This is a genomic window from Haladaptatus marinus, from assembly GCF_051194195.1.
Genome location: NZ_JBLZNK010000002.1, coordinates 110,440 through 124,554, shown reverse-complemented (window position 1 = coordinate 124,554; position 14,115 = coordinate 110,440). Strand labels below are relative to the sequence as shown.

Sequence of the window (14,115 nt, the reverse complement as noted above, 5' to 3'; positions counted from 1 at the left end):
AACCTTCCGAAACGGGGAAGAGAGTCCGTCAGGCCGTGGTGTCCGTTCGCATCCGCCAGAGGTCGGAGAAAGTGATGACTTCGACACCCGACGTGCTATCGATGTGTGCAAGGAGTTTTTCGTACTCGGAGACCGACATCGTATTGCCGTTCGTGAAGTCGTGGAAGTTCAGAATACCGCAGTTGCGATGATTCGCGACGTTATCGACCACACGTTTCGAGATTTCTAAATCGTGACCGGTGGTTCGGGGTAGAACGAGCGGGTCGAAACCGTGGACGCCCGTCGTGTTGACGTTACCCGACTGGTTCATCCCGCCCATGTAGTGATATTTCGAGATACCCTCGAGTGCGGTTTTGTCGAAATTGTTTCCGGGGTAGACGATAAAATCGGCTCCGCCGAACTCGTTGTTCAGGAGCCACTGTTTGTTACGTCGGAGGATGCCGTCGAGTTTCGACGCGGAGATTTCACCGAACGGATTCTTGACGCTCCCGTGTGCCGCGATTTCGTCCCCCTTCGACTGTCGTTCCTGTAGTTCCTCGATAGACATGAAAATGTCATGCTCTACGGCTTCGGGTTGCGGTGGCTGGGTCAGGACGGCAGGTAAATCGTATTTGTCGTCAACCGGCGCGGCATGTTCGTAGTAACTCCGTTTGCCGTCGTCCCAACTGAGAACGATGTATCCTTTTTCGGGCTTCGGATGGAATCGAACGTCGTCCACCCACGCTTCCACGTCGTCGCTCGTCGCATTGGTGACCTGGAGTTTGATTCGGGTGATGTTGGTCAAATCCGGCTCCGTTTCACTGGTCTTGAAGACGCCTGGACACGTGCGGAACCACCCGATATCCGGTTTCCGATAGGTAATGTCACGCAGCTCCAGTACAGCGTAGTTGCCTGCTGCATCGAGGAGGTAGATGTAGAATCCGATCTTGTCGAGCGTCGTCGTTCGAACCATCGCCGACATATCGTGGTTCGAAAAATCCATCGCCTCCGTGAATTCGCGCTGAAGAATGACGTGGTGACCATCCGTACCGACCAACCGGAGGCACTGTGGCCCCGTGTGTTTCGTCTTCCTGTCGGGCGTTTTCTCGCCCTCCAGTGTCTTCCAGTGTGACGGGTTTTCGAACGCGTCGAAACTCGTTCCAGGGGAGCCGTATCGCTCTCTGCTGTTGTACTTTGTTCGGAGCGTCGGTTTTGGATTGGTGGTCGTTTCGGTTGTCCCGGTCGTCTCTGCCGTCGTTCCACCCGTAGCCGATGTCGTCCCCGTGGTCGTTTCGGTCGTCGAACGAGAGGTGTCGCTGGTACATCCGGCGAGGAGGGCAGTGGTAGTGGCACCAGCTAAAGAAAGGAAGCGGCGGCGAGGAGTTTCTACAGGCACATTATCCATAAGAGTGGACAACTCAGTATAGTTGAAAAATATATTAATCGAGTATTTTCAATATGGATTAGAATCTTTAATTGAAAAACCATCTCACGTTCAGTTACGGCATCAATCCGATCTGCTAATAAGCATTTGCCATATGACAATAAAATGATAATTTGATGTAATCAATCCGAAGTGGTCTACGAAAAGGAACGTCGAGAAAGACACGTACGGGCGATTGTCGTGCTCTACGTGCCGGAAATCACTCAAAACGCATAACGATCCGGCCAAACCTTCTCGATTCGTTCATGTCTGGGATGTGGTAGCGAGTGAGAAGTATTGTGAACAAGAAAGTAGCTCACCAGACCATATATCGATTTGACATTCTCATTCGAAGACAGCATCGAACGCGTTCGCACCCATTGGATCGTAGCGGCCTGCATCCAGATTCTCTCGAACGTGGCTCGACGTACTCGCACCGACGAGCGAACAGGTCACGCCGGGGGCACTTCGTGCGAAGTTGATGGCACGTTGTGCTGTCGTATCTCCCTCTAGTCGTTCGGCCACGTCGCCCGGCAGTTCCTTAGCGAGGTCGCCCTGTGCGATACTCGCGCTGGTCATCACGTTCAACCCTGCTTCGTGGGCGAACCAGAGCGCACTCTGGTCACCCTCTGGCCCATCCTGTGATTCGATGGTGAACGCATCGGCCATGACGACGTTGAAGGGAAGTTGCACGACGCGGAAGTGCGTTGTCGCGTTTTCCGCCGCTTTCGCGGCGTTTCGTGCGCGAGAAACGATTTCTCGAAGCGAGAGGTAGTCGTCGTGCCCCCGTGTAACCCGTAACCCGGTCCACGTTGCGATACCGTAGTGGCGGATATCTCCTTCGGCGGCACGTGCTTCGAGTCGGGTGAAGGTCGCTTCGAGTTGGTCGTACAGTTCCTCCTCGGATTTTTCGAGCAGTTGCGTTTCCGGATTGTGCACGTAGTAGCAGTCGATGGTATCCAGGCCGAGATTGTCGAGCGACCGATTCAGTTGGTCGTCGATGTACTCGGGTGCAATGCAGTGACTTCCGCGAACGAGGTCGTCTCGATCGATGAGGCCCGAATCCAAATACTCGGCTTTGACGAACGCGCCCGGATTCTCCGGTCGTTCCCGGTCGAACGGGACGAACCCGCCTTTCGTGGCGATGAATACGGAATCCCTGTCAACCTCGGCGTCTTCGACGGCCTGCCCGACCACGCACTCGCTCCGCTGGCATCGGTAGTTGATGGCGGTGTCAATCACGTTGCTGCCGCCCGACAACGCCGTCGTAATCGCGTCGTGGTATGCCTCGTCTACCTCGTCGGTCGGATCGCCGAGATAGGTTCCTACCCCGATGCTCGACACCGCAAAGTCGCCGAGTCGGCGGAAGTAGGTTCGCCCGAACTCGTCGCCGTGTTCGTTTCGATAGGCGTGGGTTCCCGATTCTGTGGCCATGGCTTGTGGTTGTCGTTTGGGAGGTAAAAGCACGGGGTGTTGGCGGGTTCACGGTGTCCGTTGCCATCGATGTCAGTTCGAGTTGATGATGTCCGTTTCGAGATGATGAATTTGGGACGAAGGTTTTGGGATGTCGCTAGCTACTGCCGACTACAAATAATCGCCACCGCAACCGCAGGCGAGCGAGTGCGACGCACTCGCTCGCCAAGTGATTGGACAGGTTTGCATTGCATCCAGAAAAGACGCATTCCCACGCAAAATCGGATTACCAAATTTGGATTGGGCGGGCAGGCCTCAACCTGCCCGCCCTGCGGTTGCGGAGGCGGGTTCATTGGAGTCGGCATCAGCAGTCGTCATCGAAACAAAATCGACCGTGTCCCTACACGACCAAATCCAATCACGTAACTCGTCTCTCCAAGTCATCCCTGTCGTCGCTAGCGAACTCGAAATTCGAATCCTTCGACTCGTTTGCCCTCGTCCCCACTGAGAACGCTCGCAACACCAGCGCCGAACGAGTACGCCACGCTTTGCGCGCCGACACTGAATCGCTCCCGCAGTGGCCTTCGCGGTTCGAACTCCTGTACCGAAACCTCGGGGACGCCCAATCGCTCCGCGAGTCGCGCTTCCACGTCCTCGTGCGTACCGATTTCGTCCACGAGACCGAGTTCGTGAGCCTCGTCGCCGAGGTAGACTCTGGCTTCCGTCTCGCGCACCGTTTCAGAGTCCAAGTCCCTGCCCGCGGTCACTCGCTGGACGAAATCCTCGTACAACCCGTCTATAAGACCCTGGAGGTACTCGCGTTCGTCCTCCCCCATCTCCTTCAACGGGATGCCCGCGTCCTTGTATTTGCCAGCCGCGAGTCGTTCGTAGGAGAGGCCGAACCTGTCGGCCAACTCCGCGGCGTTCACCCGTGACCCAATGACGCCGATACTTCCGACGAGGCTTGCATCGCGGGCAAACAGTTCGTCACACCCGCTGGCGATCCAGTAGCCGCCGCTGGCACACACATCGGTCACATAGGCGATGGTCGGCCCATCGAAACGCTCCGCGGCGAGGCGGATATCCTCGCTCGGGACGACTTCGCCGCCCGGCGTGTTCAGTCGAAGCAAGAGTGCGCTCGCGTTCGAATCGTCGTCCGCCCGGTCGATTTGCTCCACGATGTCGTCAGCGGGCGTTCCACCCGCCGAGGGAACCCTTCCGCGGCCGTCCCTGCTGATTGGGCCGTCGACGGCGACTTCCGCAACATCGTACTCCGGAAATCGGTGTGCTGCGAATCGGCCAGCGAATCTCGCGCCGATGACGCCCGAGATGAGGATGAGGAGGATGCCGAACAGTTCCTCGAGCGAATCCGGGACGGCGAAAAACAGCCACCATGCGACCGCCAATGTTAGGACTATCCCGACGAGGACGACGAGACGGCGCCGTCCCTGTGAGTCAGTTCCGTTTGCCATACGGAGAAAATGCGTGTTCGACCGCGTTAAACGTTCGCTACGAGAGAATCAACAGAATCTAGAGCAGACCCGTCTTCTGGAGCTTCATCAGGTCCTCGGTGTCGAGGGTCTCGCCTTCCTTGAACTGCTGGTAGATCTCCTCGGCCTCGGCCTTGGCTTCTTCTCGCTCCTTGGCCTTCTCGGACTTGCGCTCCTTTTCTTCTTTCTTGTCGAGTTCGCGCAGACGCTTCTGGACGCGGACGAAATCCTCGTGGTGCTGGTCGGCGGCTTCCTGGGCCTCCACGAAGCTTTCGTGCATCTCGTCGGCGTCGTCACGGATGTCGTCGGCCTCTCGGTAGGCCTCGATCATCTTGTTGTGGTGCTGCTGGGCGTTGTCCGCGAGCTCCGTCACCTTCTCGTGGTGGGTGCTCGCTTCGGCGCGAACCTCCTCGGCTTCTTCGACGAGTTCCTCGAGGTCGTCGCTCTGTTCGAGCTTGTCCTTGCGACTCTGGTATTCGTCGCGCTTTGCCTCGATTTTCTCGATGAGTTCGCGCTCGTCCTCGGTGGACAGCACTTCGGTCTGCTGTTTGAACTCAAGCTCTTCGATTTCTTTCTTGAGCTGCTCCAGATCCTTTCCCTCGTCGAGTTCGAGGTCGGACTTGCGGTCTTCGACCTGCTCGAACAGTTCGTTCGCTTCCGCGTTGAGTTCGTTGCGGAGCTTCTTGTGTTCCTGAACCTGTTCGTTCAGCTCGTCGCGCTTCTCGCGGTGTTCTTGCGCCTCGTCCACCTTCTCGCGCGTCTTCGCGTTGAGATCGTCACGCTTGGACGCACGCTTGCTCGCCTTCTGATTCAGCTCGTTTCGCCGGTCTCGGAGCTGTCCTGCGAGTTTAATAAGTTCACCTTTCGACTTGTTCTGAAGATCCTCTTCTGTTACGCTTACCATTCTTAGTTAAACCTCGGTTCCTTCCGCTCCGGGGCACGAGAGCATCGCTACTGTTTGTTGATAACCAACCAGTCGAGTACAATATTCCCGTATCATTGATTGACGCGCGGTGCTACCGTGACGCCGGAAGCGTTCAGGTACTACCAGATATTCGGTATAGCTATTTAAAGATTGTGCCCTCAAAATATGTGTAAACGCTTAGCACACGCCCCAAACCCCGTGGAAACGGTTGACACACACCGATACAGATGTATATAAATAACAGCGGACATACGCGAGCGATTATCAGGAATTGTTGCGAAAATTCAGTTCGATAGTTGCCGAAACCACCGAAGAATCGGTTCTCGCCTATACTTTCACTTTCACTCCGGACACGGGTCGGTTTAACATGGGTGGCACACGGAGAGGAACGTATGATAGAAACCCTGCGTTGCGCGTGTGAAGCGGCCGGATGTGACCGCGACCTCGCCGAGCATCAGTTGATGCTCACGATGGAAACCAGTGCAGGTGTTCGGCACGCCTACGAATGTGACTGTGGAACGGTGACGGTGACCGTCACGAAACAACGGCCCTGAAGTAGCCCCCGCGAAAAGCGAAAGGCATGAAAGAAGTTGTTCATGCGCGCGGGAACGAGAACGTGACCGCCGAGCACGCGAGTACGTTCGAGGTCACGACGGACGATTTTCTCACACCTGCCGGTGACTGTATCCTCGCTATCGAGGCCGACCGTTCGCCCGCCGACTTCGGCCCCGAATTTGTCGAGGCGTGTCGAGACGCAGACGCCACGATCACGATGACCATCGAAGCGGACGGGCACGAAGAGACGGTTTCCGGGCACGGACACCCCGACCTCGAACTCGACAGCGACCGAAGTATGGTCGGTCGAACCAGCGACTACATCGACGAGCGAACCTTCGTTCTGGGGTGTGAGTTCGCCGCTGAAGGTTTCGACAGGGAACTGGTTTCGGCGTTGGGCGAGGGTGCGGACGTGACGGTGACAGTACAAGTAGAGGTGTGAGGGGACGGTTACATTCGAATTTGCTCATTTTGTCGCCACTTTGCCAGCAGTAGCCGACTCCAATCAGACCGCACCACGTCCTCCCCAACCTCCTCAGTCACTTGCTCGCGGATAAACCGCAAGCATCGAGACGCGACTGGGTCGCGTCTCGAATCATTCCCTCGTCCCTCGCACGAGTCGTTCACGGCTTCGCCGTTCACATCGAGGTACTTCGCACCTCGCAATCACTCCCGAGCGCTAAGAGCGGGTGGGAATCCTGTTCGCCAGAATCTAATTGAGAATCGTGTTCCAACACAATCTTATGGGCGACAACCGCGAGCCAATAGAAAACATCAGTGGTGGCCCCGAAGGCGGCGGTATCGCGGATACCTTCGACCCCAGCGAAGCCAAAACGCGCGCCGAGGAGGTCGTTGACCAACTCGGCGAACGATACTGGCAGAAAACCTACGGTGGGCAGGACGCCTTCACCTGCCTCGTTCGAACCGTATTGAGCCAGAACACGAGCGACGTAGCCAGCCAACCGGCTCACGACGACCTGATGAACCGATACGGCGGCGACGACCTCGCCGAATCGCTTGCTCACGCGGAACACGACGACCTCGCCGACACGATTCGCTCTGCCGGACTGTACAACCAGAAAGCCGACGTCCTCATCGAAGCGGGCGAAGAGGTTCTCGAGAAATACGGCAGTGCGGCGGATTTCGACCGATTCGTTACCGAGGGCGAACCCAGCGAGGTTCGAAGCGCCCTCCTCGACATGAACGGCGTCGGCCCGAAAACGGCGGACTGCGTCCTGCTGTTTTCGGGTGGGCAGGCAGGCGTTTTCCCCGTCGATACGCACGTCCACCGAATCTATCGCCGACTCGGAATCGCGCCCGCGGACGCCGACCATGAGGAAGTGCGGGAAGTGCTGGAGCGCGAGATTCCGGCGAACAAATGTGGATTCGGACATACGGCGAGCATCCAGTTCGGGCGAGAGTTCTGCACGGCGAGAAAACCCGCGTGTTTGGACGGCCCCGAAGCCTGTCCGATGTCGGATTTGTGTGAGCAGGTCGGAGTAGATGTGGAAAGTGGTGAAGTGGTTGATCCGGCAGACGCCGACTGATTACTCGATCATCTCGTCGGTGCTCGACATCTCCGCCAGCCACGTCGTCTTTTTGTTGACGAACTCGTGGATACCTTGCTTCGAGAGTTCGCGCCCGTAGCCCGAATTTTTCACGCCGCCGAAGGGCACTCGTGGGTCGGATTTGACGAGTTCGTTGACGAACACGCAGCCGGCTTCGACATCCCTGGCGACCTGCTTCGCTTGGCGCTTGTCCTGCGTCCAGATGCTCGCACCGAGTCCGAACGTCGTGTCGTTGGCGCGCCGAATGGCTTCCTCGGTGTCCGCGACTTTGAACACCGACGCGACGGGGCCGAACAACTCTTCGTTCGCGGCGGGACTGCCGTCCGGTATGTCGGTCAGAATCGTCGGTGGGTAGTACGGCCCCACCCTGTCCATGGGTTCGCCCCCGATTTCGAGCGTTGCGCCCGCCTCAACGCTCGCTTCGACCTGCTCGTGAAGGTCGTTCATCAAATCCTCACGGGCCTGCGGGCCGATGTCGGTATCCTCCTCCATCGGGTCACCGATGGTCATCGACTCCATCGCTTCGGTAAACTGTTCGATGAATTCGTCGTGTACGTCTTCCACGACAATGAAGCGTTTTGCGGCGATGCAGGACTGGCCGGAGTTGATACAGCGAGCCTGCGCGCCCGTGGTCGCGGCGTCCTCGATATCGGCATCCGAGAGGACGACGAAGGGGTCGCTTCCGCCGAGTTCGAGAACGGTCTTTTTCAGATGTTTCCCGGCGGTTTCGGCCACTGAACGTCCCGCGGGTTCGCTCCCTGTGAGCGTGACTGCCGAAATTCGGTCGTCTTCGATAACCGACTCCATCTTGTCGGAGCCGACGAGGAGGGTGGTGAAAGCCCCCTCCGGGTAGCCCGCCTCCTCGAACACCTCTTGGATTGCGAGGGCGCACTGCGGGACGTTCGAGGCGTGCTTGAGCAGGCCGACGTTGCCCGCCGTGAGGTTCGGTGCGGCGAACCGAAACACCTGCCAGAACGGGAAGTTCCACGGCATCACCGCGAGCACCGGGCCGAGCGGTTCGTAGGAGACATAACTATCCACGCCGGGTTCGGTGCCGATACGTTCGTCCTGAAGGAACTCGCCGGCGTGTTTGGCGTAGTAGTCACAGACCCACGCGCATTTTTCGGCCTCCGAAACTGCACTGTCGATGGGTTTGCCCATCTCCTTCGTCATCAATTCGGCGTATTTCTGCTTGTTATCACGGAGGACATCGGCCGCGTTCGAGAGCAGTTGCTGGCGTTCCTCGATGGTCCATTCGTGCCATTCTTCGTAGGTTTCGTGTGCTCGTTGGAGTTTCCCATCCACCGACTCCTCGTCGTCTCCGTCGAACGTTTCCAATACCTCCCCAGTCGCTGGATTGAGACTTTCCATGGTCGGTGGACATCGTCAAGGACTATGTACGCTCTGGCGGGAGACGCCACCCCTGCTCCGAATCCATATTCTAATAAATTTAAGATATTATTAAGTAAATTAAAATTTGACAAAACCATGGCACCCAATGCCACTGGAGGAACAAATATGAAAGAAGACACAACCGACGTTACTCGGAGAACGGTTCTTTCGAGCATCGAAACTCAAATTCATTCTGTTCCCTGAATTGGACGAATCGTCGGCAACGCTTCGACCCGACGGCGATTCGAACCGTTCATTCGGGGTTGAAGCGGGCAACACCGAGGCCGATATCGCTTCAGGTATCACGCCACAATGTTTCTGCCAACCGGATTGTGACGCCTGGTGGGACGGCGGCGCCAGCGATGGTGCGTCGGCGTCAGTTACTGCACCTCCTCGTCCTGCGCTGGCCATTGTACCTCGGAGAACAACACCTGTTCGTCCTGCTCTGACCTCTGCTAACCCCCTACCCTCTCGTTGTTCTCGAAATCAATGCCTCATTGACGGGCATACGCGCCGCATACTTATGGTGACAGTCGACGACCATTTCCGTCACATGAGATCCGAGCGTGGCGGAAGATTCATTGTGAGGGCGTCGTAGATGTCCTCGCTCGAACTGTTCCTCGTCATCGGGGCGAGCCTGTTGCTCGCGCTGATTCTGAGTGAGGGGTTCGAACGACTCGGTGAACCGGGATTCCTCGGCGAAATCGTAGCAGGAATCGTGCTCGGACCCTCCGTTCTGATGCTCATCAGCAACACGAATCAGAACAATCCCTTCATTCTCATCGCGACCATCGGCGGACTGCTGTTGTTCTTCGACGCGGGATACCAACAGATCAGTTTAGACCAACTGCTCGCAGCGTTGCGACCGGTGTTGATAATCGGACTTTCTGGCGTGATAATCCCATTCATCGTCGGGTACGGTCTCGGAACCGGGTTCGGATTTAGACTCGAATCGAGCCTATATCTCGGCCTCATCCTTTCGGTAACCTCCGTTTCCATCGTCGTTCGCACTCTCCTTTCGCTCGACAAACTCAACACGCAGTACGGTCGTTGGATTCTCGGCGCATCGGCGGTAGACGACATCATCGGCCTCCTCGGAATCTCGATTCTCCCGTTGTTCTTCGTCAGTGGCGGGGCGACTGCGACCATCTCAGCGCTCGGACTGGCTGCACTCTTTTTCGTCGGATTGGGTATCTTCTACAAATTCCTGCTGGATCCGATCGCAGATCTCCTTGCGAAGTCCGAAGTCGACAAGGCAGATTTCATCGGCATTCTCGGACTGCTCTTCGTGTTCGGCTACGTCTCCGACGCGGTGAACCTCTCGTATTTCATCGGTGCGCTCGCTGTCGGACTCATCGTCTCGACGAACAAGCGACTCGAAGGGAAAAGCCTCCAGTCGAACATCTACGGCATTGCCTACGGGGTGTTCATCCCGCTCTACTTCGTCGCAATCGGGGCGCGGATGAACCTCGGTGATTTGACGCTCAATACGTTCATTATCGTGTTCGCCGTCCTCGGCCTCCTCTCGAACTTCATCGCGGGATACGTTGGAAACCTCCTCGCTGGAGGCCCCCGAGAACACTCCCTGATTTTCGGCTTCGCATTGCTCCCGCGTTCCGAGTCCGGTATCGCCATCGTCGCGCTCGGTGTCTCCCAAGGAATCGTCGGCAATCGGATTTTCGTCGCCTATCTGGTCGTCTTCGTCATTTCGGTGCTCCTGACGCCATCGCTGTTGAAGCGGGCGGTCAACCGCGCAGAAGCGAAAAAATCGAAGGGGTCAGGACAGTCCGAGACGGGTGGAAAACAGTCAGATACGAGCGGGTGAACGAGCTGCCACAGTAGTCGAGCGAAACGGCTACTCCGTCGAATCGTCGTCGTATCGATTTGCCGCGGTCTCGAATGCGGTTTCGACCTGTTCCTTGCTCCGGCGACCTTCGGCCTCCGCGAGGGCTTCCGGGTCGGGATTCACGTCGTCGTCGATTCGTGCCCACGATTTATGCACCTTCGCGTGGCACCATCGACAGAGATAGACCGTAATCTCGTGGCTGAGAGTTTCGCCGTCACTCGCGTACGAAAGGTGGTGTTCTTCGAGCAACGGTCGCTCGTCGGAATGGGCCATTCGGCGCTCTTCGAGGCCGCATCGGATACACTGGCGCTTTCGATTTCGGCAGCGGAAATGCGGGCAGTCATCCCAGTTCCAATCACCGTCCGGGTTCGCTACTGGGCAGACGAACTCCTCCTCCCGGCGCTCCGCTGCAAATTCGGGGTCGTGCTGTGGATACTCGAAGGCGTATCGACACCGTCCCTCGTCGGTCAGGTGGTCGCAGAGTCCGGCGTGGTCGTAGGGGTCGTCCACGCCCACGGCGGTTCCCGACGGGGTTTTCTCCATGGTTGAATCGTGGCGCTTCCCTCGCACAAAAGTTTTGTCTCCCTCCTGAGGAGAGTGGAGCGTGCGCGTTGTACACGAATCCGATGAACCATCGCAAACGCTGGCACGAAACGTCGAAACGGCCGATCGTTTCTCTCACAAGCCCGTGGGCTGATGTTCCGGCGGTCGATTCCGGAGGATTACGTCCTCGCATTTCGGTTCGACGATGTCGCCTCGCGGGACGTACACATGGTGTTCGTCCCGTTCCCGCTCGACGTGATTTGGACACGCAACGGAGAAGTCCAGCAAGTGAAACGACTGTCGGCGTGGACTGGGTTGGCAAAAGCACGAGCCGATACCCTGTTCAAACTTCCGGCGGGAACTGCATCGAACGTAAAAATCGGCGATTCGGTTCGCTTGGTGGAGTAACTCGTTCGACCCTCGATTAGCTCGAATCGGAGAATGGCGTGAACCCATCGACAGGTGTCACGGAGTAATCGACGGTGAGTGTGTCCTGTGTCGCCCGAATTTTCCCGACGAAGGTAGAAATCTCTTCGAGTTCGCCTTCGAGGACGAACAGTTCCATGCAGTAGTGGTCGCCGACGTGGTTGTGAAAGTTCGACGCGACGAGCCCTTCGTGTTCGTGGCGCAGTTGCATCATTCGCTCTTCGACGCTCGTCGTCTCGTAATCGAACATCACCGTGACGACGCCCATGAGTTTGCGGTCTTCGAGTCGGCGGTCTTCGAATTCGCCGAGGAGGTTTCGACTAGCCTCGCGGACGACCTCGCTTCGGCCGGTGTAGCCGTGTTCATCGGCAAACTGGTCGATTCGCTTGAGGAGTTCGTCCGGCATGGAGACGCTTACGACGGTCATGTATTAACTGAGACCCGAACCGCTATTAGAATCTTGTTATCAGTATTCGAACTCGATTCGCTCGTTCGCGGGGTCAACCGTCACCGTTCCCCCGACCGGAATCGGGACGACGGGCGCAGTGTGGCCGAAATCGAGGTCGAAGACGACCGGCGCGTCGGGGTTGTACTCCGACACGAGGTCGGCAATCGCGTCACGCTGGCGCTCGCGGTATGCCGCTCGTTCCTCGGGCGGTCGTGGAACTTCGCGCGACCGCGCTTTTGCCCGTCCGACGAGCACCGCTGAAAACCGTGAAAGCAAGCCACGCTCGCCCATTCCCATCAGTATCCATCGTACGTCGGACTCGCTCGGCAGTTCCTCGGAGGTTTCGAGGAGTAGGACTCCCCCGTCGAGGTTCTCGGGCTCAGGAAGGTAGCGGCCGACCGACAACTGGAGGTCAACGACTTCCAGACTGCCGCCCCACGTTCGGCCCGTGACTCGTTGGTCACCGCCGCGCCACTGCCATCCCGAGCTGGGTTCCATCTCGCGCTGTTTGTCGAGATTGTCCGGGTCGTCCCACTCCAAATCCTCGTCGGTGAACTGCTCGGCGGGGCGGACCTCCCCGAACGAATCCTCGAACATCGCACGCTCCAGATATTCGACTGTGTAGTCGTGCATCGACCCCTGCATGGCGAAATCGGTGAAGAGGGTGCCGCCGTAGAAGGAGACGACGCCCTCGTTCCAGAGCACGGTCAGGAGGTTGGTGTTGTCACTGATTCCGAAAAATCGTGTCGGATTCTCACGGAGAACGTTGGAATCGAGATGCGGAAGGATGCGAACTTGGTCGGCCCCACCGAGGACAGTGATGACTCCCGAAATTTCAGGGTCAGAAAACGCGTCCATTACGTCCTTTGCCCGCGCTTCGGGATGGTTGTATAGCCATTCAGGGGACTTCGTCGCGGTCGGATATTCGATGGGGTTTAGTCTGAACTCCGATTCGAGACGCTCGAGGCCCAGTTCGTAGACGTGCGGAAACAGGTCTGCGAGACTGGTTCCGGGGGCGACGATGGCGACGTTGTCACCCGATTCGAGCGCTGGCGGAACGACGAAATCACTCATTCGTGACAGTTTATCTGAATCCGACAAGTAGCTTTCCCCAGCCTCTTCGATTACCGTCTACCCGTCCTAACTAGCTGTTAACCCACAATACAGCCGACAGTGCATGCCTATTTCGCGCTTAACCGTGCCATAACAAAGTCGGGGTCGGCCGTTAGTGAATCCATGTCAAACCGTTCCGTGGGAGGCTACGAGTCCGCCGAGCAGTGGTCCACGCTCGCCCCGAAGCGAGCGTGGCTGTTGGCGGTACTCATCGCTGGGAAGACGCTCGACGCCGTGAGCACCGTCACGGTTCTTCACCTCCGAAATGACGTCTTCGAGTCGGTCTGGCTCACCAGAACGCTGATGGAATCCTTCGGACGGGTCGGCGGGTCGCTCATTACGCTCATCCTCGCCGTCGTCGGCGTGGCGATTCTCGCGGAAAGCGGGCTCGTCATCAAACGATTCCTCCCCGACGACTGGACACCGGACGGCTATCCCGCCGCATTCCGAACCACGACTTATCTCGCTGCGGGCGCATGGTACGGCTTCCTCGGCGTGCATAACTTCTTGTTGTTGTTCTAAAATCTGGGTTGTTTTTCCGTCTCTGTCGTGCGAGAAACGCGCGAGGGACGAGCGAATGCAATGAGCGAGGAGGTTGGGGAGGAGGTACGGTTGCGGCGTTTGGAGTCGTTATTTATCCAGTATCCTACAGATTAGGAGCGTCGATGGGCGCTTGTTACGGTAATCGTTTCCTCGCATTCACTCGCAAAATTTTGGCGCGTCGGGATGGGGATTTGAACCACCTGAAGACGCTTCCTTGCCTTCGGCAAGACTGCCGCTTCCGTCATTCAAATTTTCTCGAGCACGTTTCCAAACACAGTGACGTGTCTCAACATTTGCTCACCTTCGTTCGTAAAGTCTCGACTGATCGTATTGAGTTTGGAAAAACGCCGAGAGGGAGATTTGAACTCCCGTGTCCGTGAGGACAGCAGATTTCGAATCTGCCGCCTTGGCCGGGCTAGGCTATCTCGGCTCATCTCACAGTACCGCGCTG

The 14,115-nt window shown here is 57.4% G+C and carries 15 protein-coding genes and 1 tRNA gene; 7 read left to right on the top strand and 9 right to left on the bottom strand.

What is annotated here, in order from left to right; translation table 11 throughout:
- Nucleotides 1–28 precede the first annotated feature (28 nt).
- A complete protein-coding gene (locus tag ACN2TU_RS02595; RefSeq protein WP_435152710.1) occupies nt 29–1,384 on the bottom strand; it encodes a polysaccharide deacetylase family protein in 1,356 nt (451 codons plus the stop codon).
- A gap of 214 nt (nt 1,385–1,598) precedes the next feature.
- On the opposite strand from ACN2TU_RS02595, the gene ACN2TU_RS02590 reads away from it, so the two are divergent.
- Nucleotides 1,599–1,742 (top strand): hypothetical protein, encoded by a 144-nt coding sequence (locus ACN2TU_RS02590; protein WP_435152709.1) that lies wholly within the window; start codon nt 1,599–1,601, stop codon nt 1,740–1,742.
- 5 nt (nt 1,743–1,747) lie between these two features.
- On the opposite strand, the gene ACN2TU_RS02585 is transcribed toward ACN2TU_RS02590, so the two are convergent.
- From ACN2TU_RS02585 to ACN2TU_RS02575, 3 genes are all read right to left on the bottom strand, one after another.
- Nucleotides 1,748–2,836, bottom strand: coding sequence for an aldo/keto reductase (locus ACN2TU_RS02585; protein WP_435152708.1), 1,089 nt, complete (start codon nt 2,834–2,836; stop codon nt 1,748–1,750).
- 434 nt (nt 2,837–3,270) lie between these two features.
- Nucleotides 3,271–4,287 carry a signal peptide peptidase SppA gene (gene sppA, locus ACN2TU_RS02580; RefSeq protein ID WP_435152706.1) on the bottom strand — a complete coding sequence of 339 codons (1,017 nt, stop codon included), beginning with the start codon at nt 4,285–4,287 and terminating at the stop codon, nt 3,271–3,273.
- A gap of 58 nt (nt 4,288–4,345) precedes the next feature.
- The gene (locus ACN2TU_RS02575) at nt 4,346–5,209 is read right to left on the bottom strand and encodes a coiled-coil protein (RefSeq protein WP_435152704.1); all 864 of its coding nucleotides are present in this window, start codon (nt 5,207–5,209) and stop codon (nt 4,346–4,348) included.
- Between the two features lie 413 nt (nt 5,210–5,622).
- On the opposite strand from ACN2TU_RS02575, the gene ACN2TU_RS02570 reads away from it, so the two are divergent.
- The 3 genes from ACN2TU_RS02570 to ACN2TU_RS02560 all read left to right on the top strand — a co-directional run bounded on the left by ACN2TU_RS02570 (nt 5,623) and on the right by ACN2TU_RS02560 (nt 7,332).
- Entirely contained in the window at nt 5,623–5,784 is a 162-nt protein-coding gene (locus tag ACN2TU_RS02570; RefSeq protein WP_435152702.1) for a hypothetical protein, read from the top strand.
- A 26-nt stretch (nt 5,785–5,810) separates the two neighbouring features.
- On the top strand, nt 5,811–6,227 hold the full coding sequence (locus ACN2TU_RS02565; RefSeq protein ID WP_435152700.1) for a DUF371 domain-containing protein: 417 nt from the start codon (nt 5,811–5,813) through the stop codon (nt 6,225–6,227).
- Nucleotides 6,228–6,528: 301 nt separating this feature from the next.
- Nucleotides 6,529–7,332 carry an endonuclease III domain-containing protein gene (locus ACN2TU_RS02560; RefSeq protein ID WP_435152698.1) on the top strand — a complete coding sequence of 268 codons (804 nt, stop codon included), beginning with the start codon at nt 6,529–6,531 and terminating at the stop codon, nt 7,330–7,332.
- Here the strand turns inward: ACN2TU_RS02560 and ACN2TU_RS02555 are convergent, their stop codons facing one another.
- Nucleotides 7,333–8,724 carry an NAD-dependent succinate-semialdehyde dehydrogenase gene (locus ACN2TU_RS02555; RefSeq protein ID WP_435152697.1) on the bottom strand — a complete coding sequence of 464 codons (1,392 nt, stop codon included), beginning with the start codon at nt 8,722–8,724 and terminating at the stop codon, nt 7,333–7,335.
- 619 nt (nt 8,725–9,343) lie between these two features.
- On the opposite strand from ACN2TU_RS02555, the gene ACN2TU_RS02550 reads away from it, so the two are divergent.
- Nucleotides 9,344–10,570 (top strand): cation:proton antiporter, encoded by a 1,227-nt coding sequence (locus tag ACN2TU_RS02550; protein ID WP_435152695.1) that lies wholly within the window; start codon nt 9,344–9,346, stop codon nt 10,568–10,570.
- Nucleotides 10,571–10,600: 30 nt separating this feature from the next.
- On the opposite strand, the gene ACN2TU_RS02545 is transcribed toward ACN2TU_RS02550, so the two are convergent.
- A complete protein-coding gene (locus tag ACN2TU_RS02545; protein WP_435152693.1) occupies nt 10,601–11,134 on the bottom strand; it encodes a DUF7097 family protein in 534 nt (177 codons plus the stop codon).
- Nucleotides 11,135–11,287: 153 nt separating this feature from the next.
- Between ACN2TU_RS02545 and ACN2TU_RS02540 the strand changes: the two genes are divergently transcribed.
- Nucleotides 11,288–11,542, top strand: a complete 255-nt coding sequence (locus tag ACN2TU_RS02540; protein ID WP_435152692.1) for a DUF192 domain-containing protein — start codon at nt 11,288–11,290, stop codon at nt 11,540–11,542.
- Nucleotides 11,543–11,558: 16 nt separating this feature from the next.
- Here the strand turns inward: ACN2TU_RS02540 and ACN2TU_RS02535 are convergent, their stop codons facing one another.
- Entirely contained in the window at nt 11,559–11,987 is a 429-nt protein-coding gene (locus tag ACN2TU_RS02535; protein WP_435152690.1) for a CopG family ribbon-helix-helix protein, read from the bottom strand.
- Between the two features lie 39 nt (nt 11,988–12,026).
- Complete coding sequence (locus ACN2TU_RS02530; protein WP_435152688.1) at nt 12,027–13,082, bottom strand: S66 family peptidase; 1,056 nt, start codon at nt 13,080–13,082, stop codon at nt 12,027–12,029.
- A gap of 162 nt (nt 13,083–13,244) precedes the next feature.
- Between ACN2TU_RS02530 and ACN2TU_RS02525 the strand changes: the two genes are divergently transcribed.
- A complete protein-coding gene (locus ACN2TU_RS02525) occupies nt 13,245–13,643 on the top strand; it encodes a hypothetical protein (protein WP_435152686.1) in 399 nt (132 codons plus the stop codon).
- A 366-nt stretch (nt 13,644–14,009) separates the two neighbouring features.
- Here ACN2TU_RS02525 and ACN2TU_RS02520 read toward each other — a convergent pair.
- Nucleotides 14,010–14,094: transfer RNA gene (locus ACN2TU_RS02520), tRNA-Ser, on the bottom strand.
- Between the last annotated feature and the right edge of the window lie 21 nt (nt 14,095–14,115).

Bases quoted from the DNA above. Each gene is read 5' to 3' on its own strand.
- ACN2TU_RS02565 (WP_435152700.1), top strand. From the start codon at position 5,811: ATGAAAGAAGTTGTTCATGCGCGCGGGAACGAGAACGTGACCGCCGAG.
- ACN2TU_RS02550 (WP_435152695.1), top strand. From the start codon at position 9,344: ATGTCCTCGCTCGAACTGTTCCTCGTCATCGGGGCGAGCCTGTTGCTC.
- ACN2TU_RS02540 (WP_435152692.1), top strand. From the start codon at position 11,288: ATGTTCCGGCGGTCGATTCCGGAGGATTACGTCCTCGCATTTCGGTTC.
- ACN2TU_RS02530 (WP_435152688.1), bottom strand. From the start codon at position 13,082: ATGAGTGATTTCGTCGTTCCGCCAGCGCTCGAATCGGGTGACAACGTC.
- ACN2TU_RS02555 (WP_435152697.1), bottom strand. From the start codon at position 8,724: ATGGAAAGTCTCAATCCAGCGACTGGGGAGGTATTGGAAACGTTCGAC.
- ACN2TU_RS02585 (WP_435152708.1), bottom strand. From the start codon at position 2,836: ATGGCCACAGAATCGGGAACCCACGCCTATCGAAACGAACACGGCGAC.
- ACN2TU_RS02545 (WP_435152693.1), bottom strand. From the start codon at position 11,134: ATGGAGAAAACCCCGTCGGGAACCGCCGTGGGCGTGGACGACCCCTAC.
- ACN2TU_RS02560 (WP_435152698.1), top strand. From the start codon at position 6,529: ATGGGCGACAACCGCGAGCCAATAGAAAACATCAGTGGTGGCCCCGAA.
- ACN2TU_RS02570 (WP_435152702.1), top strand. From the start codon at position 5,623: ATGATAGAAACCCTGCGTTGCGCGTGTGAAGCGGCCGGATGTGACCGC.
- ACN2TU_RS02525 (WP_435152686.1), top strand. From the start codon at position 13,245: ATGTCAAACCGTTCCGTGGGAGGCTACGAGTCCGCCGAGCAGTGGTCC.
- ACN2TU_RS02575 (WP_435152704.1), bottom strand. From the start codon at position 5,209: ATGGTAAGCGTAACAGAAGAGGATCTTCAGAACAAGTCGAAAGGTGAA.
- ACN2TU_RS02535 (WP_435152690.1), bottom strand. From the start codon at position 11,987: ATGACCGTCGTAAGCGTCTCCATGCCGGACGAACTCCTCAAGCGAATC.
- sppA (WP_435152706.1), bottom strand. From the start codon at position 4,287: ATGGCAAACGGAACTGACTCACAGGGACGGCGCCGTCTCGTCGTCCTC.
- ACN2TU_RS02595 (WP_435152710.1), bottom strand. From the start codon at position 1,384: ATGGATAATGTGCCTGTAGAAACTCCTCGCCGCCGCTTCCTTTCTTTA.